The sequence below is a fragment of the Nonomuraea sp. NEAU-A123 genome (assembly GCF_018603905.1).
Lineage (GTDB): Bacteria > Actinomycetota > Actinomycetes > Streptosporangiales > Streptosporangiaceae > Nonomuraea.
On the sequence record NZ_JAHFZZ010000021.1, the window covers coordinates 38,849 to 54,273 of the forward strand.

General features: G+C 71.2%; 15 protein-coding genes. 6 read left to right on the top strand and 9 right to left on the bottom strand.

Features of this window, described 5'->3' with window-relative positions:
* Positions 1 to 6 precede the first annotated feature (6 nt).
* Positions 7 to 954, bottom strand: coding sequence for a TAXI family TRAP transporter solute-binding subunit (locus tag KLK06_RS44440; RefSeq protein ID WP_214641767.1), 948 nt, complete (start codon positions 952 to 954; stop codon positions 7 to 9).
* Complete coding sequence (locus KLK06_RS44445) at positions 951 to 2,879, bottom strand: TRAP transporter fused permease subunit (RefSeq protein ID WP_214641768.1); 1,929 nt, start codon at positions 2,877 to 2,879, stop codon at positions 951 to 953. Before KLK06_RS44445 ends, KLK06_RS44440 begins: the two co-directional genes overlap by 4 nt.
* A gap of 223 nt (positions 2,880 to 3,102) precedes the next feature.
* Here KLK06_RS44445 and KLK06_RS44450 point away from each other — a divergent pair, with 223 nt between their 5' ends.
* Positions 3,103 to 4,074, top strand: coding sequence for a helix-turn-helix transcriptional regulator (locus KLK06_RS44450; RefSeq protein WP_214641769.1), 972 nt, complete (start codon positions 3,103 to 3,105; stop codon positions 4,072 to 4,074).
* A gap of 5 nt (positions 4,075 to 4,079) precedes the next feature.
* On the opposite strand, the gene bla is transcribed toward KLK06_RS44450, so the two are convergent.
* Both bla and KLK06_RS44460 read right to left on the bottom strand, forming a co-directional pair.
* Positions 4,080 to 5,033, bottom strand: coding sequence for a class A beta-lactamase (gene bla / locus KLK06_RS44455; protein WP_214641770.1), 954 nt, complete (start codon positions 5,031 to 5,033; stop codon positions 4,080 to 4,082).
* 112 nt (positions 5,034 to 5,145) lie between these two features.
* Complete coding sequence (locus KLK06_RS44460; protein WP_308168723.1) at positions 5,146 to 5,607, bottom strand: ATP-binding protein; 462 nt, start codon at positions 5,605 to 5,607, stop codon at positions 5,146 to 5,148.
* Positions 5,608 to 5,766: 159 nt separating this feature from the next.
* Between KLK06_RS44460 and KLK06_RS44465 the strand changes: the two genes are divergently transcribed.
* The 3 genes from KLK06_RS44465 to KLK06_RS44475 are packed head-to-tail and all read left to right on the top strand — an operon-like array spanning position 5,767 to position 7,659.
* Entirely contained in the window at positions 5,767 to 6,234 is a 468-nt protein-coding gene (locus tag KLK06_RS44465; RefSeq protein ID WP_214641771.1) for an adenylyltransferase/cytidyltransferase family protein, read from the top strand.
* Between the two features lie 30 nt (positions 6,235 to 6,264).
* Positions 6,265 to 6,852 (top strand): hypothetical protein, encoded by a 588-nt coding sequence (locus tag KLK06_RS44470; RefSeq protein ID WP_214641772.1) that lies wholly within the window; start codon positions 6,265 to 6,267, stop codon positions 6,850 to 6,852.
* A gap of 51 nt (positions 6,853 to 6,903) precedes the next feature.
* The gene (locus KLK06_RS44475; RefSeq protein ID WP_250906980.1) at positions 6,904 to 7,659 is read left to right on the top strand and encodes a DUF427 domain-containing protein; all 756 of its coding nucleotides are present in this window, start codon (positions 6,904 to 6,906) and stop codon (positions 7,657 to 7,659) included.
* Positions 7,660 to 7,666: 7 nt separating this feature from the next.
* On the opposite strand, the gene KLK06_RS44480 is transcribed toward KLK06_RS44475, so the two are convergent.
* Positions 7,667 to 8,707, bottom strand: a complete 1,041-nt coding sequence (locus KLK06_RS44480) for a hypothetical protein (protein ID WP_214641773.1) — start codon at positions 8,705 to 8,707, stop codon at positions 7,667 to 7,669.
* A 136-nt stretch (positions 8,708 to 8,843) separates the two neighbouring features.
* Here KLK06_RS44480 and KLK06_RS44485 point away from each other — a divergent pair, with 136 nt between their 5' ends.
* On the top strand, positions 8,844 to 9,245 hold the full coding sequence (locus KLK06_RS44485) for a GntR family transcriptional regulator (protein ID WP_250906981.1): 402 nt from the start codon (positions 8,844 to 8,846) through the stop codon (positions 9,243 to 9,245).
* A 139-nt stretch (positions 9,246 to 9,384) separates the two neighbouring features.
* On the opposite strand, the gene KLK06_RS44490 is transcribed toward KLK06_RS44485, so the two are convergent.
* Both KLK06_RS44490 and KLK06_RS44495 read right to left on the bottom strand, forming a co-directional pair.
* On the bottom strand, positions 9,385 to 9,981 hold the full coding sequence (locus tag KLK06_RS44490) for a TIGR03086 family metal-binding protein (protein ID WP_214641775.1): 597 nt from the start codon (positions 9,979 to 9,981) through the stop codon (positions 9,385 to 9,387).
* A gap of 39 nt (positions 9,982 to 10,020) precedes the next feature.
* On the bottom strand, positions 10,021 to 10,671 hold the full coding sequence (locus KLK06_RS44495; protein ID WP_214641776.1) for a TetR/AcrR family transcriptional regulator: 651 nt from the start codon (positions 10,669 to 10,671) through the stop codon (positions 10,021 to 10,023).
* A gap of 94 nt (positions 10,672 to 10,765) precedes the next feature.
* Here KLK06_RS44495 and KLK06_RS44500 point away from each other — a divergent pair, with 94 nt between their 5' ends.
* Complete coding sequence (locus KLK06_RS44500) at positions 10,766 to 12,247, top strand: FAD-dependent monooxygenase (RefSeq protein WP_214641777.1); 1,482 nt, start codon at positions 10,766 to 10,768, stop codon at positions 12,245 to 12,247.
* Here the strand turns inward: KLK06_RS44500 and KLK06_RS44505 are convergent.
* On the bottom strand, positions 12,240 to 13,502 hold the full coding sequence (locus KLK06_RS44505; protein WP_214641778.1) for a M20/M25/M40 family metallo-hydrolase: 1,263 nt from the start codon (positions 13,500 to 13,502) through the stop codon (positions 12,240 to 12,242). The two genes, KLK06_RS44500 and KLK06_RS44505, sit on opposite strands and share 8 nt — an antisense overlap.
* Positions 13,499 to 15,424 carry a prolyl oligopeptidase family serine peptidase gene (locus KLK06_RS44510; protein WP_214641779.1) on the bottom strand — a complete coding sequence of 642 codons (1,926 nt, stop codon included), beginning with the start codon at positions 15,422 to 15,424 and terminating at the stop codon, positions 13,499 to 13,501. Before KLK06_RS44510 ends, KLK06_RS44505 begins: the two co-directional genes overlap by 4 nt.
* Position 15,425 lies beyond the last annotated feature (1 nt).

Genomic DNA, 15,425 nt, shown 5'->3' on the forward strand with positions numbered 1-15,425 from the left:
CGGGGATCAGCCCTTCTCCTTGTAGTAGCGGGCCGCGCCCGGGTGCAGGGCGACCGGGTCCACCTGCTGGCCGATCTTGAGGTCGAGCTTGGCCGCCTCGGGGTGCACGGCGGCGAGCTGGGCCTTCTTCTCGAACAGCGTCTTGGTGATGTCGTACGCGAGCTGTTCGTCCATCTTGTCCGGCACGAGCAGCACGTTGGCCACCCCGACCGTCTTGATGGTGCCGGGCAGCTTGTACAGGGACATGTCGATGTCGAGCCCGACGTACTCCTTGCCGTACGTGGCCTGCATCCGCGCGAGCACGTCGGCGGTGTCGAGCAGCTTGATGTCCGGTTTGCTGGTGGCCAGGTCCACGATGCCGGCCGTGGGCAGCCCGCCGACCCAGATGAAGGCGTCGATCGTGCCGTCCTTGACGGCCTGCACCGACTCGTTGATGGACAACTGCTGCTTGGAGATGCCGGAGTCGGGGTTCAGTCCGGCCGCCTCCAGCAGGCGCCTGGCCAGGACCTGGGTGCCCGAGTTGGGCGGGCCGATCGAGACCCGCTTGCCCGCCAGATCGGCGACCTTGCTCGCGTTGAGGCCGGGGGCGATGACGACATGGGCGTAGTTGTCGTAGATGCGGGCGATGGCCTTGATCGGCTGCTTGGCGGTGAAGGACCCGGTCCCGTTGACGGCGTCGGTGGCGGTGTCGGTCTGCGAGAAGCCGATGTCCGCTTTGCCACTGGCCAGCAGCTTGATGTTCTCGACGGAGCCCGAGGTGACGGACGCGGTGGCCTGGGTGTTGGCGATGTTGCCGGTCAACTGTTTGGCCAGGCCCCCGCCGTACACGTAATAGACGCCGGTCGTGCCGCCCGTGGCGATCGACAGCCGGTGGCCCGAGCCGCTCACGCTGCCACAGGCGGCCACCCCGGCGGCCAGTGCCGTCGCGGCGAGTACCGCAAGAATCCGCTTCACGCTGGGACTCTCCTTCTCCTGATGAGGTGCACGGCCGCCGCGACGGCCAGGACGGCCAGGCCCGCGACGATGGGGATGGGTTCGAGGAACAGCAGCAACACGGCGGCCGCGGCGGCCAGCAGCCGTTCGGGCCACCCGGTCATCCCGCCGGTGGCCATGGCCAGGGCGGCCACCGCGACGGCCGAGACCGCGGTCATCAGCAGCACGGTGCCGAAGGGTCCCTGCCCGAGCAGTGCCTGGCCGTTGGGCGTGAGCACGAACGCGAACGGCACCAGGAACGCGGGCAGCGTGTAGCGCCAGGTCATCATCATCGTCTTGTAGGTGTTGCCGCCGGTGATCGCGGCCGCCGCGACGGCCGACAGCGCGGTCGGCGGGCTCACCTCGGACAGCACCGCGTAATAGAAGACGAACATGTACGCCTCGGCGGGCGTGACGCCGAGCGTGGTGAGCGCCGGGCCGATGATCACCGCCGCGATGATGAAGCTCGCGGTCACCGGTACGGCCAGGCCGAGCAGCATGACCGCGACCCCGGACATGACCGTCGTCAGGATGAGGTTGCCCGCGGCGACGTCCACGATGATCCCGCTGAGGTTGAGCCCGAGCCCGGTCTGGGTGATGACGCCGACGATGATGCCCGCCGCCGCGCACACCGCCGTCACCGGCAGCACCTCCAGCGTGCCCTTGGCCAGCGCCTGCGCGGTCCGCTTCGGCCCCATCCGGTGCTCGGGGTCGAGGAACGACAGCGCGAACGCGACGGCGGTGGCGATCACCACCGACTGGAACGCCGACCGGTCCAGCGCCATCAGCACGATGATGAGGACGAGCGAGCTGAAGTGGTAGCCGAAGCGCAGCAGCAGCTTGCCCGCCTTCGGCGCGTCCACCGGGACGGCGTGGGTGCCGAAGCGGCGCGAGTCGATCTCGATGGCCAGGAAGATGCCCAGGTAGTACAGGATCGTGGGGATCGTCGCGTAGATGAGCACCTCGAGGTAGCTGACCTTGAGATACTCGGCGATGATGAACGCCGCCGCGCCGAGCGTGGGCGGCGAGAGGATCGCGCCGATGCCGCCCGAGGCGAGGATGCCGCCGGCCGCCTCCTTGGGGTAGCCGGCCCGCCGGAGCACCGGCCAGGCGACGCTGCCGAGGCTGACCGTGGTGGCCACGCCCGAGCCGGAGACGGTGCCGAGCAGGAAGCCCGCGGTGGTGACCGTGCGGCCGGGCGCGGCGCGGGACTTGCGGAAGGCGGCGAAGCTCAGGTCGATGAAGAACTTACTCGCACCCGAATAATCCAGCACAGCACCATAAATCGTGAAAAGGATGATGTAGCTGGCGGCGACCTGCATGGGGACGCCGAAGAAGCCCTCGGTGCCCGTGTAGAGCTGCGACACGACCTGCCCGAGATCAAAGCCTCGATGACCGATCGCCCAGCCAATCGGCAGATACGCCCCAAAATAGGCATAAATCAGGAAAAGTAGGCAGATGATGGTGAGTGACCAGCCGACCGTGCGGCGGACCGCCTCCAGGAGCAGCACGGTCAGCACCAGGCCGGCCACGATGTCGAGCTCGGTCAGCGCCGAACCCGAGCCCCGGTCGCGGAACGCGTCGATGTCGAGCAGCGGATAGACGAGCACCGCGAGCGAGGCCGCCGCCAGCGCCCAGTCACCCACCCCGGGCCGATCGACGGCTGCGCGACGCGAGGAGATCCCCGAGCGATAGCAGAGGAACACCAGCGGCAGCGCCACCGCCAGGAACGTCAGCCGATGCTCCAGCGCCTCGATGGGCCGGAACACCACCACCAGCGAGTAGACGGACAGCAGCCCGCCGACGATCCACACGCCGAGCCGCAGCGCTCCGGTCAACTGCCGGGCCGGACGCTCTTGCTCGTGGGCCGACACCAGCTCCGCGTCGCGATCGCTCAGCTCGGTCAAATGGTCCTCCCTGACAGGGCGCTTGGGGGGACTTTACGAGCCCTTTACACGGCTGGGGAAGACCCACCGCGACGTCCGGTCAGAATTTCGGCCGACATCGAGCGGCCAGCTCGGAGACGGGCCGCACGACGGCCTGCACCGGCGGCGCTCGGCTGTTGTTCCGGAGCGCCGGGGTGCGGTCGGCGGTCTCAGTGCGCAAGTTCGCGCACTGATATAAAGAACCGTGGCCGAGATCACTCTGAACGTCCGCCAGTTGCAGGCGTTCGCCGAGGTCGGCTACCAGGCGGCGGGCGGCGGTGGCGCGCGCGGCGCGATGGCCGCACTGCGCCGGGTGGTCCCGGTGGACGCCTACGAGTTCGTCGCGTTCGACCCGGCCAGTGGGCGGCACCACAGTGTCGTCTCCGACGGCCACCGGCGCATCGACGGCGACGCCGCGGAGGAGTACGCCGGGCTCGACGCCTACCGCACGGCGATGGCCACGCGGGCGCCGGTGCCGATGCCCGAGCCGGGCACCGAGCGCTATTTCCGCCGCCATCTCGCCCCTTACGGCTGGCGCGCCGGGCTGACCGCGCCGCTGTTCCTGGCCGACGGCCGTTACACGGGCCTGCTGCATCTGGCGGCCAGGGAGGCGTTCCCCGAGCTCACCGGCCCGCTGGTGGCGGCCGTGGCACCCATGCTGGCGCACGTCACAGACCTGACCCGGTGCGTGATCGATCCGGTGGGGCTGCCGCCGGGGTTCCTCGCGGCCGCCTACGACCGGCTGGGCGTCCGGCGCGAGGTCCCCGGCGTCGCGAGGTCCGCCGTCCTATGGGACGAACCGGCCATCGCGCGGCTCGCCCGTGCCTTCATCGACTCGCGCGAGCTGAGCCGCCGCGGCCTCTGGCTCGACCGCGGCGGCCGCTGGCACGAGGTGCGGGTGGTGCGGGCCGGCGTCGGCTTCCAGGGCTCGATCCAGGGCGCGGTGGTGGCCGAACGCCCGTGCTCCCTGCCGTACGAGCTGACCGGCAGGGAGGTGGACGTGCTCACCCGCGTCGCGGCCGGCGACTCCAACCCGCAGATCGCCGCCGCCCTGGTGCTCAGTGTCCGCACCGTGACGACCCACCTGGAGCACATCTTCGCCAAGCTGGGCTGCGACAGCCGTACCCGCCTCACGACCAAGGCCCTCGCCGAGGGCCTGTGCCGTCTCGACGTCTGACCGCGTTACGGGATTTTGCCCAGGCCACGGGCGAGGATGGCAGCGGTGTCGGCGATCACCTTGTCGTCGCGGGCGGCGTCGGCGGCCGGGCGGTTGGTGTAGATCGCCATGATGATGGGGGCGGCACCCTTGGCGGGCCAGATGACCGCGATGTCGTTGGCCGTCCCGTACGTCGAGCCGCTGCCGGTCTTGTCGCCGATCGTCCAGGTCTTGGGCAGGCCGGCGCGGATGCGGGCGCCACCGGTGGTGTTGGCCATCAGCCAGCCGTTCAGGGTCGCCCGGTCCTTGGCGACGAGCGCGTCACCGGCCGTGACCTTCCGGAGGTCGCGGGCGATGGACGTGGGAGTGGTGGTGTCCCGCCGCTCCTCGGGGGTCCAGTCGTTGAGCTCGACCTCCCAGCGGTCCAGGCGGGAGATCGGATCCTTCAGCGTACGGAAGTACCGGGTCAGGCCCGCCGGCCCGCCGATCTGCTTCAGCACCATGTTGCCGGCGGTGTTGTCGCTGTAGGTGATCGCGGCCGCGCACAACTCGGCGACGGTCAGCCCGTCCGCCACGTGCTTCTCGGTCACCGGGGAATTCGGCTTCAGGTCGTCGGCCGTCCAGTGGATGACCCGCTCCATCAGTCCCGGGTCCGAGGTACGGGCCTTGTGCAGCGCGGCGGCGGAGGCCATCGCCTTGAAGGTGGACAGCAGCGGGAAGCGCTCACCCGCGCGGTAGGCGATCGTCTTCCCCGTGGCCGTGTCCAGGGCGTACGCGCCGATGCGGCCCTGGAAAGACGTCTCAAGCGCGCGCAGCTCCTTGTGGGCGCTTGAGGTTTCCCGCAGGCCGCTCACCGCCTTCGAGGGCGCGGTCGCCGCCGAGGCGGTACCTGTTCCATAGACGCCACCCCCAAGGAGGGAGATCGTCAACGCGGCCGCTCGCAGCGCGGCCGGGAAGCGGCGGGCGCGGGGGTTTCGCATGCCATGTCCTTGCTCTCGTCCAACAGAGGAGAGGAGCACAGCAGATCGGATCGGTTGATGTCTAATATCGATATCGAGAACGGCTCCATATCGGTTCGCGCATGATCGCAGGTCAGACAGCCTCCGCCGACCGTTGCGCGGGGATCGTCACCAGTCGTAACTCGAACCACACGGCCGTCGCGCCGCTCTCGCGGACGACCCCCCACCGGTGGCTGAGCGCCTCGATCAGCGGCAGTCCGCGCCCGCTGGTCGCCTGCGGCCCGGTACGGCACGCGCACGGCGCCCCGCTCGACCCCCCGTCCTTCACCAGCACCCGCACCAGGGCCCCCGCGCAGTGCACCGACACCGTGAACCAGCCGCCTTCGCCGGAGCGGGAGTGCAGGACCGCGTTCGTGGCCAGCTCGCTGGTGAGCAGCACGCAGTCGTCGTACAGCGGATGGTCGCGGCCGAGCGCCGCCGTCACCAGCCCCCTCGCCCTCGCCACCTGGGACGGAGTCCCCGGGAACCGGACGACGAGCGTACCGTTGCCGGGCTCCTCGCCCCCTTCGACGCTGTGAAAGTCCGGCGGTGCCACGGCGACCTCCCCGATGACGGTGACGTCATGAGACGCGTCAGACGGGTGCGAGAGGTTATCGCGAAAAGGTAGGAATGCCCTTTCCCGCGATCGCTTGCGCGCCTGTTCCGGCCGACCGAGTACGCTGCGATCGACGAGTCGACTAGGAGGGGTGCCTGCGTGAGCAGCCTGGAGGCCGTCTGGGTGCAGCCATACGACCACCCGGGGGCAGTGTTCGTGACCGGAGTCTTCGACATCCTGCACGTCGGGCACGTGCGTTACCTGGGTGACGTGGCCGGGCGCGGGCTGCCGCTGGTGGTCGGCGTGGAGGACGATCCACGCGTACGCGCGTGGAAGGGACCGACACGCCCGGTCAACCCGGCCGCCGAGCGCGCCGAGGTGATGGCCGCGCTCCGCTTCGTGAGCGGGGTGTTCATCGTGACCGGGCCCTCGGAGGCGCACGGCCCGGAGGACTACATCGACCTGTTCGCCCCCATGCGGCCCGGAGCGCTCGCGCACACCGCGGGCGACCCGCACGCGGGCGGCCGCTGCGCCGCCGCCGCGCTGCTGGGCGCCGAATGCTGGGAGCTGGAGGCCATCCCCGGCCGCTCGACCACCCGGATCGTCAACGCGGCGGGCATGGGCTGAGCTCTTCATGATCGCGTAGTCTTTGCTGTCATGACGGCGGACCTCGTAGCGAAGCGGGTGACCGACCTGCTGGCCCCGCAAGTGCTGGTGATCACCATGCCCCCGGCCGTGGGTCTGATCGCCCATGGCTGGAGCGGTGGCGCGTGGGGCCTGGCGGCCTCGGCGCTGTGCGGCGGCGTGCCCGCCGGGGTGATCGCGCTGGGTGTCCGGTCGGGGCGGCTCGACTCCCACCACATCGTCGACCGGGCCCGCCGCACCGGGCCGCTGCTGGCCGCCGTCGCCGCCGTGCTGGTCGCCCTGGTGCTGCTCGTCGCGCTGGGCGCGCCGACCCTGCTGGTGGCCACGGTGACCGCGATGCTCGTCGCCCTGGCCGTCACCGTGCCGGTCACGATGCGCTGGAAGATCTCCTTCCACGCCGCCGTCTGCGCGGGGACCGTGGTGGTGCTGGCCCACGTCCTGCCCGTGCTGCCGACCGCGCTCGCCGGGGCGGCCGTCGTGGTGCTGGTGTGCTGGGCGCGGGTACGACTGGCCCATCACACGTGGGCGCAGGTGGTGGCCGGGGCGCTGGTGGGCACGGCGGCGACCTGGGTGACGCTGGCGGCTTTCGGCCTGCCATAAGGAGGTTCGCGCGCGTGGAATAGCGGTGACCGGTTGGCGGTTGCGCCGAGCATGGAAGTGAGCAAGGAAGCCACGAGCCGCGGCCGGGTGCGTGTCGAGCGCTCCGCCAAGCGGATCAGGACCTACCTCGGCGGCCGGGTGGTGGCCGACACCACCCACGCCCTCCTGGTGTGGGAGGTCCCCTACTACCCGACGTACTACTTCCCGCCGGCGGACGTCGAGGAGTCGGCGCTCAAGCAGGCGGGCACGACCAAGCACTCGCCCAGCAGGGGCGACGGCGTCGTCTACACGGTCACGTCGGGAGGCGCGGAGGCCCCGGAGGCGGCCCTGGCGTACCCGGAGTCGCCGCTGGAGGACATCCGCGGGCACATCCGCTTCGAGTGGGACGCCATGGACGCCTGGTTCGAGGAGGACGAGGAGGTCTTCTTCCACCCGCGCGACCCGTACACCAGGGTCGACATCCTGCCGAGCTCGCGGCACGTACGCATCGAGGTCGACGGCGTGACGGTGGCCGACTCGCGCAGCCCCCGCATCCTCTTCGAGACGGGCCTGCCCACCCGCTACTACCTGCCCAAGGTGGATGTCCGGTTCGACCTGCTCGAACACACCGACACCGCCACCCACTGCCCGTACAAGGGCACGGCTGAATACTGGACGGTCAACGGCCGCAAGGACCTCGCCTGGTCGTACCGGACGCCGCTGCCGGAGAGCGAGCGGGTCGCGGGGCTGGTCGCGTTCTACAACGAGAAGCTCGACATCTACCTCGACGGCGAACTCCAGGAACGGCCGAAGACCAAGTTCAGCTAACGCCGGGTCAGCGGCCGCTGCCGGCAGTCAGGCCGGAGTAGCCGGCCACCACCTCGACCTGGGCGGGGTTCCCGTCGTTGGGCGGGATGTGCGCCGCCACCTGGATCAGCTCGGTCATCTTCATGGAGTTGTAGTAGTGGCCACGCAGCAGGCCGCTGTCCTTCTGGAAGACGTAGTTGCGCTGCGGGCCCTTCCGCACGTCGTAACGCCGGTCCCGCTGGAACGTGGTGAAGGCCAGCGCGCCGCCGTCGGCGGTACGCAGCGCGTACGACGGGTAGCGGGTGGCGGGTCGGACCGTCTCGGTGAGCTTCGCGTACTGGGCCATCTTCGCGCGATTCGACGCCGCGCCGGTGGAGATGTCGTCGGCGGCGAAGAGGGTCTTGTCGGCCGCGGTGCCCTTGCCGCTCAGGTGGGCCGCGTAGCGCCGGGCGAAGTCGGCGGGCGACATGAGCAGCCCCTTGCCGTCCGCCTGGGCCACCGCTGCGGCGGAGCCCGTGCCGTCGGTCTTGAGGTCCGGCAGCTTGCCGGCCGCGTCCTCGTAGGAGTCGGGGGAGTACACCTGCCGCCAGCCGGCCGCCTCCCGCGCGAACAGCAGGTACGTCACCTCCTTGGCCGTCTCCTTGCCGCGCTGCCAGTGCGCGGTGGTGAGGAACCAGGCCGCGTCGCCGGCGGGCGGCGCGTAGAAGGTGGGCTTGGTGTAGACGAAGGGCTTGTAGGTGTAGGCGGCCTGCTTGGTCAGCAGCCGGCTGGAGGTGTAGGCGGCCTTGTCGATGGCGAAGCTCGACCCGCTCTCGAACCCGGCCAGCAGCTTCTCGCTCCTGGCCCGGTTGGCGGCGTTGTTGCGTTTGATGTAGTCGGCGATGATCGTGCCGCCTTCTTCGTCCGACACCGAGCGGCCGGCCCCCGGCGAGGCGGCGGCGGAGGAGGGGGTCGGCGCCGCCTTCGGCTCCGCCGCCTTGCCGAGCCCTGGCAGGCTGGGCAGGGCGGAGCAACCCGCCAGCAGGCATCCCGCCGTCACGCTACCGATCACTGTGCCGAACCGCCGCACCCCTGCACCTCACCCTACATAGACGGACTAAAGCGCATAAAGCTAGCAGTAATGACGGAAGGGGATGTCGCCGCGGTGTCCGGTTGACAAGGAGCGTTCCCGTCCAACACCCTTTCCCTATTGAATTAGGGAAAGGATGCTTTTGGTGATCGAGTTCTCCCTGGACCGCGGCTCGGGGGTGTCGACGTACCTGCAGCTCGTCCACCAGGTCAAGCAGGCGCTCCGGCTCGGGACGCTGCGGCCGGGCGACCAGTTGCCCACCGCGCGCGAGGTCGTCGAAAAGCTGGCGATCAATCCCAACACCGTGCTCAAGGCCTACCGCGAGCTCGAACGCGAAGGGCTGGTCGAGGGGCGGCCCGGGCAGGGGACGTTCGTGCTCCGGTCGATCCCCGGGGCGGCGCTCGCCGACCACACCCGGCTGCGCCGGAGCCTGGAGGGGTGGGTGCGGGAGGCGCGGGGCGCGGGGCTCGATCTGGATGATCTGCGGGCGCTGTTCAACGTCGTCGTGACCGATGCGATGAAGGAGGGGGTGGCGTGAGGCCCGTGCTGGAGGCGACGGGCCTGGGCGTCCGTTAGGCGGCGGGGATTCTGACGGTGGCCTCGGTGGCGATGTTCGGCCTGGTCGTGCGGCGGACCGTGCGCGGCAAGTTCCGCTGACGCGCACGGTCCCGGGCGCTTCAGGCGGTCCAGGCCGGGTTGCGGCCCAGGTAGCGGAGGAGCTCCGCGACCTCGTCGTCGCCCGGCTCGGCGGGCACCACCGCGGCGTAGGCGCCCCACTGGCGCAGCGGCTCGACGATGCTCTTCGCCACCGGCAGCAGCTCCCTGGCCAGCTCCGGGGTCAGCGGCGAGGGCTGCCCGGTGGCCAGGGCGATGTCCCAGGCGTGCACCGCCGCGTCGAGCGCGCAGGCGCCCGCGCCGAGCGAGGGCGCCATCTTGTTCGGCGGCACCGGGACGGGCACCTCTTCGGCGTTCTTGTCGACCCCGGCCCAGGCCCGGGCCGAGCGCTCGAGCGCGGCCTCCGTGTAGGCCTGGGGGTCCTCGGCCAGCTCGCCCGACGGCTCGAACGGGTTCTCGGCGGGCCCCGGCTCGCCGGTGAGGAAGGCGGCGAAGCCCACCTGGTCGCCCGCGGCGTGCTGGAGCACCTGGGTGACGTTCCACTGCTCGCAGGGCGTCGGGAGGTCCCAGCCGCCGGCCGGGACGCCGCGGACGGCCTCGCGGAGCGCCTGGTGCGAAGCGTCGATGACGTCCCAGCCGGCCGTGATGTTCTCGCTCATGAGAGGTCCTTCCGTTCGTTCAGTTATGTCTCCATAGTATCAGAACGGAATGCTTTGTTCCAGTCCTAGGATGAGCATGTCCAGGGCCCGCTCGAAGTCCTTGGCCGGACCGGTCCGCGGGATGTTCCGCAGCAGCCTGCTGAAATGGGGGAGCTGCGCCGGGTCCATCTCCCGGATGTAGACGCCGACCTGCTGCCGTCCCGCGTGGTCGGCGAAGTCGCCGCTGAACCCTCCTGTGGACAGCAGCAGCGACCCGAAGAGCAGGCCGTTCACCGCGCTGAGCGCGCGCCACACCCCCGCGTCGTCGAAACCGGCCTCGTACAGGGTGCCGACCAGGCTGTCGAGCGGAGTCAGCGCCCGTACGGTGGTCGGGTTCGCCTGGTCGGTCACCAGGGCTGTCGGCACCACCGGGGAGCGGCCGAACGCCTCGTACATGCTCAGCGTCAGGGCCCGGAGCCGCTGCTGCCACGGCAGTGCCGGGTCGGGCAGCTCCACCTGGCTGAAGGCGCGCTCCGCCAGGCCGTTCAGGATGTCGGCCTTGTTGGAGACGTGGTTGTAGAGCGACATCGCCTCGACGCCGAGGGTCTTCGCCAGTCGCCGCATGGACAGCCCCTCGAGGCCCTCTTCCGCGGCCAATTCCAGGGCCGCGTCCAGGATCTTCTCCCTGTTCAGCGGCTCGCGCCGGGCCATTGTCGCTCCTCTTGCCGTAGATCTCCGGTTGACAGAGCTTACGGTGTATGTTTCTACTTACGGCGTAAGCATACACCGTAAGTAGGGAGATGCCGTGGACGCGGACGTACTGATTGTCGGCGGTGGGCCGGTCGGCCTGCTGCTGGCCTGCGAGCTGAAGCTGGCGGGCGTGGACCCGCTGGTGCTGGAGGCGGCCACCGGCCGGGAACGGATCACGCGCAGCCTCGGGATGCGCTCGCTCAACGGGCGCACCATGCACACGCTGGGGCTGCGCGGGCTGGTGGAGCCGCTGGCCGAGGCGCAGTGGGCGCTGTTCGACGAACTGGCGACCGGTCAGGAGCCGGCGGAGGGGGACATGGTCGCCGGGCTCGTGTACATGCTCCGGCAGGGCATGAGCGGCGGGCACTTCAGCGGCCTGCCGCTGATCGGCGAGGCCGGCAACAGAACGCCCGAGATGCTCCTGCTCAAGCAGCACCAGTTGGAGCAGGTCCTGGCCGACCGGGCGGCCGAGCTCGGCGTCGCCGTCCGTTCCGGATGCCGGGTCGTCGAGCTCGCCGACGAGGGCACCGGCGTGGTCGCCACGCTCGCGGACGGCGGGACCGTACGGGGCGGGTACCTGGTGGGCTGCGACGGCGGCCGGAGCCTCGTGCGCAAGCGGTCCGGCATCCCGTTCTCGGGCACAGCCGCGACCATGACCGGGCGCACCGCGGTGGCCGAGCTGGCCGACCCCGGCGCGATCACCTCGTCCCTGCGCAGCCCCGGTGGCCTGGTGAACCTGTCGCTGGTGCCGGGGGAGATCGCCACCATCGAGTTCGACGGCGGTCCCGCCGAGCGGGACCTGCCGGTCACCGCGGAGGAGATGCAGGAGAGCATCCGGCGGGTCAGCGGCACGGACGCGGTCGTCACCAGCCTGGAGGCCGGCATCCGCTACAGCGACAACACCCGCCACGCCGATACGTACCGCCGGGGCCGCATCCTGCTCGCCGGGGACGCGGCGCACGTCCACTCGCCGATCGGCGGCCAGGGACTCAACCTCGGCCTCCAGGACGCGGCCAACCTGGGCTGGAAGCTCGCCCTGGTGGTCCGCGGCCAGGCGCCCGAACGGCTCCTGGACACCTACACCACCGAACGGCACCCGGTGGCGGCCCGCGTCCTGCGCAACACCCGGGCCCAGGTCGCCCTGATGCGGCCGGGGCCGCAGGTCGACGCGCTACGCGGGGTGCTGTCCGAGGCGCTGGCGATCCCCGAGGCCAAGCAGCACTTCGTGGCCATGGTCAACGGCACGGACATCGACTATGCGCCGGACGCGCCGCATCCGCTGGCCGGGCGGTTCGTGCCGGACTGGGAGATCGAGGGCGCCGGCTGGCTCAGGGAACTGCTGGGGGACGGCCGCGGCCTGCTGACGGGCCCGCCCGAAACCCGCGCGGCCGCCAAGGGCCGCGAAGACCACCTCCGCGTGCTGGAAGGCGCGCCGGACCAAGCCGCCCTGCTGGTACGCCCGGACGGCTACGTCGCCTGGGCCGGTGCGGAAGCCGGTCTCGCCGAGGCCCTCGACACCTGGTTCGGCCCTAGGTGAGCAGCCGGGTCAGCACGCGGGTGCCGAACTCCAGCCCCTCCACCGGCACCCGCTCGTCCTTCCCGTGGAACATCCCGAAGTAGTCCAGATCGGGCCGCAGCATGAGCGGCGCGAAGCCGTACCCCTTGATGCCGATGTCGGCGAACGACTTGGCGTCGGTGCCGCCGCTCATGACGTACGGCACCGGCCGGGCGAGCGGGTCCTCGGCCACGAGCGCGCCCGCGAGCGAGTCGAAGAACGGCGAGGGGTACGGCGCGGCCGGCGCGTCCTCCAGATTGACGAACTCCCTGGTGATCTTCGGCCCGAGCAGCTCGTCCATGGTCGACAGGAACTCCTCCTGGAGCCCCGGCAGGTAGCGGCCGTCCACGTGCGCGTGGGCCGTGGACGGCACGACGTTGACCTTGTAGCCCGCGTCGAGCATCGTCGGGTTGGCCGAGTTGCGGATCTGCGCCCTGAACAGGTGGCCGAGCGGTCCCAGCCGGGCCGCCTCCTCGTCGAGGCGGTCAAGGTCGATGGACTGGCCGGTGATCTCCGACAGGCTCTGGAGCAGCGCCGCGACCGATGGCGTCAGGCGTACCGGCCACTGGTGGGCGGCCACCCGCGACAGGGCGTGCACCAGCGTCGCGACCGGGTTGTCCACCGCGGGCCTGGAGCCGTGGCCGGCCACGCCGTGGGCGGTGAGCTTCATCCAGGCCGTGCCGCGCTCGCCCACGGCGATCGGGTAGACGCGGTGGTCGCCGTCGGCGACGCTGAAGCCGCCCGACTCGCTGATCGCCTCCGTCACGCCGTCGAACAGCTCCCGGTGCTCGGCGACGGCGTGCCGCGAGCCGTAGTCGCCCGTCGCCTCCTCGTCCGCCAGGAACGCCAGCACCAGGTCGCGCTTGGGACGCAGGCCGCTCGCCGCCATGCCGAGCACGGTCGAGAGCGTCATCGCGCACGACCCCTTCATGTCGACCGCGCCCCTGCCGTAGACGCAGCCGTCGGTGATCTCACCCGAGAACGGGTGCATCCGCCACTCGGCCGGGTCGGCGGGCACCACGTCGAGATGGCCGTGGATGAGCAGCGCGTCGCGGGAGTCGCCGTCGATCCTGGCGACCACGGTCGTCCGCTTCGGCGCCGACTCGAACACCACCGGCTCCAGACCGGCGTCGGCCAGCAAGGTGGCCACGTATTCGGCCGCCGGGCGCTCGCCGGACCCCGGGTTGCTGGTGTCGAACCTGATCAGGTCCGAGCAGATCTCGCCGACGCTCTTCACGGCCGTCCCTTCAACTTGAGCGGTGCCACCTCGGGCGTCTCGAACCCGAAGATCAGTCCATAGAAGGCCAGCTCGGCCTCCAGCACGGCCACGATAGTCTCCTCCCGGCGCCAGCCGTGCTGCTCACCGGCGAAGGTGAGCAGGGCCCACTGCTTGCCGTGCCGGTCCAGCTCGGCGACGAACCGCTCGGCCTGGCCCACGTCCACGATCGCGTCCTCCAGGCCGTGCAGCATCAGGCACGGCCCAGACGTCCGCGCGGCGTGCAGCAGCGGCGAGCGGTCGGTGTAGCGCCGGCGGGTCTCGGGCAGCGGCCCGATCAGGCCGTCGAGGTAACGCGACTCGAAGTCGTGCGTCTCGGCCGCCCAGCTCTCCGGGTCGGTGATCGCGTAGTGCGCGACGCCGCCCGCGAACACGTCGCTGTGCACCAGCGCCGCCACCGTGGTCCAGCCACCGGCGCTGCCGCCGCGGATCGCGATCCTGGCCGCGTCGGCCCGGCCCAGCTCGACCAGCCCGCGCGCCACCCTGGCGCAGTCGTCCACGTCGACCACGCCCCACTCGTGCCGCAGCCGCTCGCGGTAGGCGCGGCCGTAGCCGGTGGAGCCGCCGTAGTTCACCATGGCCACGCCGAGGCCCCGGCTGGTGAAGTAGGCGGCCTCGAGGTCGAGCGTCATCGTGTAGCTGCCGGTGGGCCCGCCGTGCGCGAAGACCACGTACGGCGCGGGACCCTCGACGCCGGTCGGGTGGTACAGGTGCGCGTGCACGCCCTCGATCGTCACCGTCTCCGGCGTCGGCAGCAGCGCCCGGTCGGGCAGCGGCTTCGGCGCCGACACCACTTCGTGCGCGCCGCCGTCGAGATCGACCACGGTCACCTCGGCGGGCGTGTACGGCGTGGCGGACACCGACACGGCCCTGCCCGCCGCGGCCGAGATCGTCGGAGCCCAGTACGTCGCCTCGCCGCCGATCTCGCGCAGGTCGCCCGTTTCCGGGTCCAGGACGCTCAGGAGGCGGCGGTCGGGGGTGCCGCGCACGAGCGCCAGGCGGTCGCCGGTGATCGCGAAGAAGGTGTTGCCGGGCTTCCAGGGCGCGGTGCCGACCTCGGACTCCATCGGGGTGAGGTTGCGGGCGCCCGAGCCGTCGCGGGCGATGAGGTGGATGTTCCACCAGCCGGTCGGGTCGGTGACCGCGTACAGGGCGTGCTCGTCGCGCCATTCGGCCTGGATGACGGACTCCTCCGGGCCGCCCGCGATCACCTGGTACGGTCCGGCGGTGCCGTCCTGGCCGAGGGGGGCGACGCACAGCTCGGTGCCGTCCCAGGGCATGTTCGGGTGGTCCCAGCCGATCCAGGCGACATATCCGCCGTCGGGGGATATGCGGGGGTTCATCAGGAAATGTTGGGCTTTGGTGATCACTCTGAGCGGGCCGCCGCCGAGGGGCACCGCGACCAGGTCGCGCACGTCGTCCTGCTCGCGCATGGCCCACACCTCGTCCCGGCCGGGCGGCAGGTAGAGGTCGGCGTAGCGCGCCGACCCCTCAGGCGTGAGCGCCACGGGCTCACCGGCCGCAGGCTGTCCGGCCTCGGGCTCGCCGTCCGCGTCTCCGGCCGTGGTCGCCTCGCCCGGCGCGGGCGGGCCGTCCAGGCGGTAGACGCGCTGGTCGGCCCAGTTGGTGAAGACCAGGCCGCCGCCGGGCAGCGGGCGCCAGGACCGGCCGCCGTACTCGACCACGCGGTTGCGCGCGTTCCACCCCTGGGGCAGGGCGTCGACCCGCGAGCCGCCCGGCAGGCGGCGCACCACGCAGCGCCGGCCGCCCTCGTGCGGGCGCGGCTCGTCCCACCAGACCTCCAGCCCGGCGGGCGTGGCGACGGCCTCCACCCACTGGGGGCCGCCGTCGGTCCGGGCCACATCGATCGGTCGAATGCTCATA

Excerpts from the sequence above, each read along its gene's own strand:
- KLK06_RS44510 (WP_214641779.1), bottom strand. The coding sequence starts at position 15,424 with ATGAGCATTCGACCGATCGATGTGGCCCGGACCGACGGCGGCCCCCAG.
- bla (WP_214641770.1), bottom strand. The coding sequence starts at position 5,033 with ATGCGAAACCCCCGCGCCCGCCGCTTCCCGGCCGCGCTGCGAGCGGCC.
- KLK06_RS44490 (WP_214641775.1), bottom strand. The coding sequence starts at position 9,981 with ATGAGCGAGAACATCACGGCCGGCTGGGACGTCATCGACGCTTCGCAC.
- KLK06_RS44470 (WP_214641772.1), top strand. The coding sequence starts at position 6,265 with ATGACGGCGGACCTCGTAGCGAAGCGGGTGACCGACCTGCTGGCCCCG.
- KLK06_RS44495 (WP_214641776.1), bottom strand. The coding sequence starts at position 10,671 with ATGGCCCGGCGCGAGCCGCTGAACAGGGAGAAGATCCTGGACGCGGCC.
- KLK06_RS44485 (WP_250906981.1), top strand. The coding sequence starts at position 8,844 with ATGCTTTTGGTGATCGAGTTCTCCCTGGACCGCGGCTCGGGGGTGTCG.
- KLK06_RS44475 (WP_250906980.1), top strand. The coding sequence starts at position 6,904 with ATGGAAGTGAGCAAGGAAGCCACGAGCCGCGGCCGGGTGCGTGTCGAG.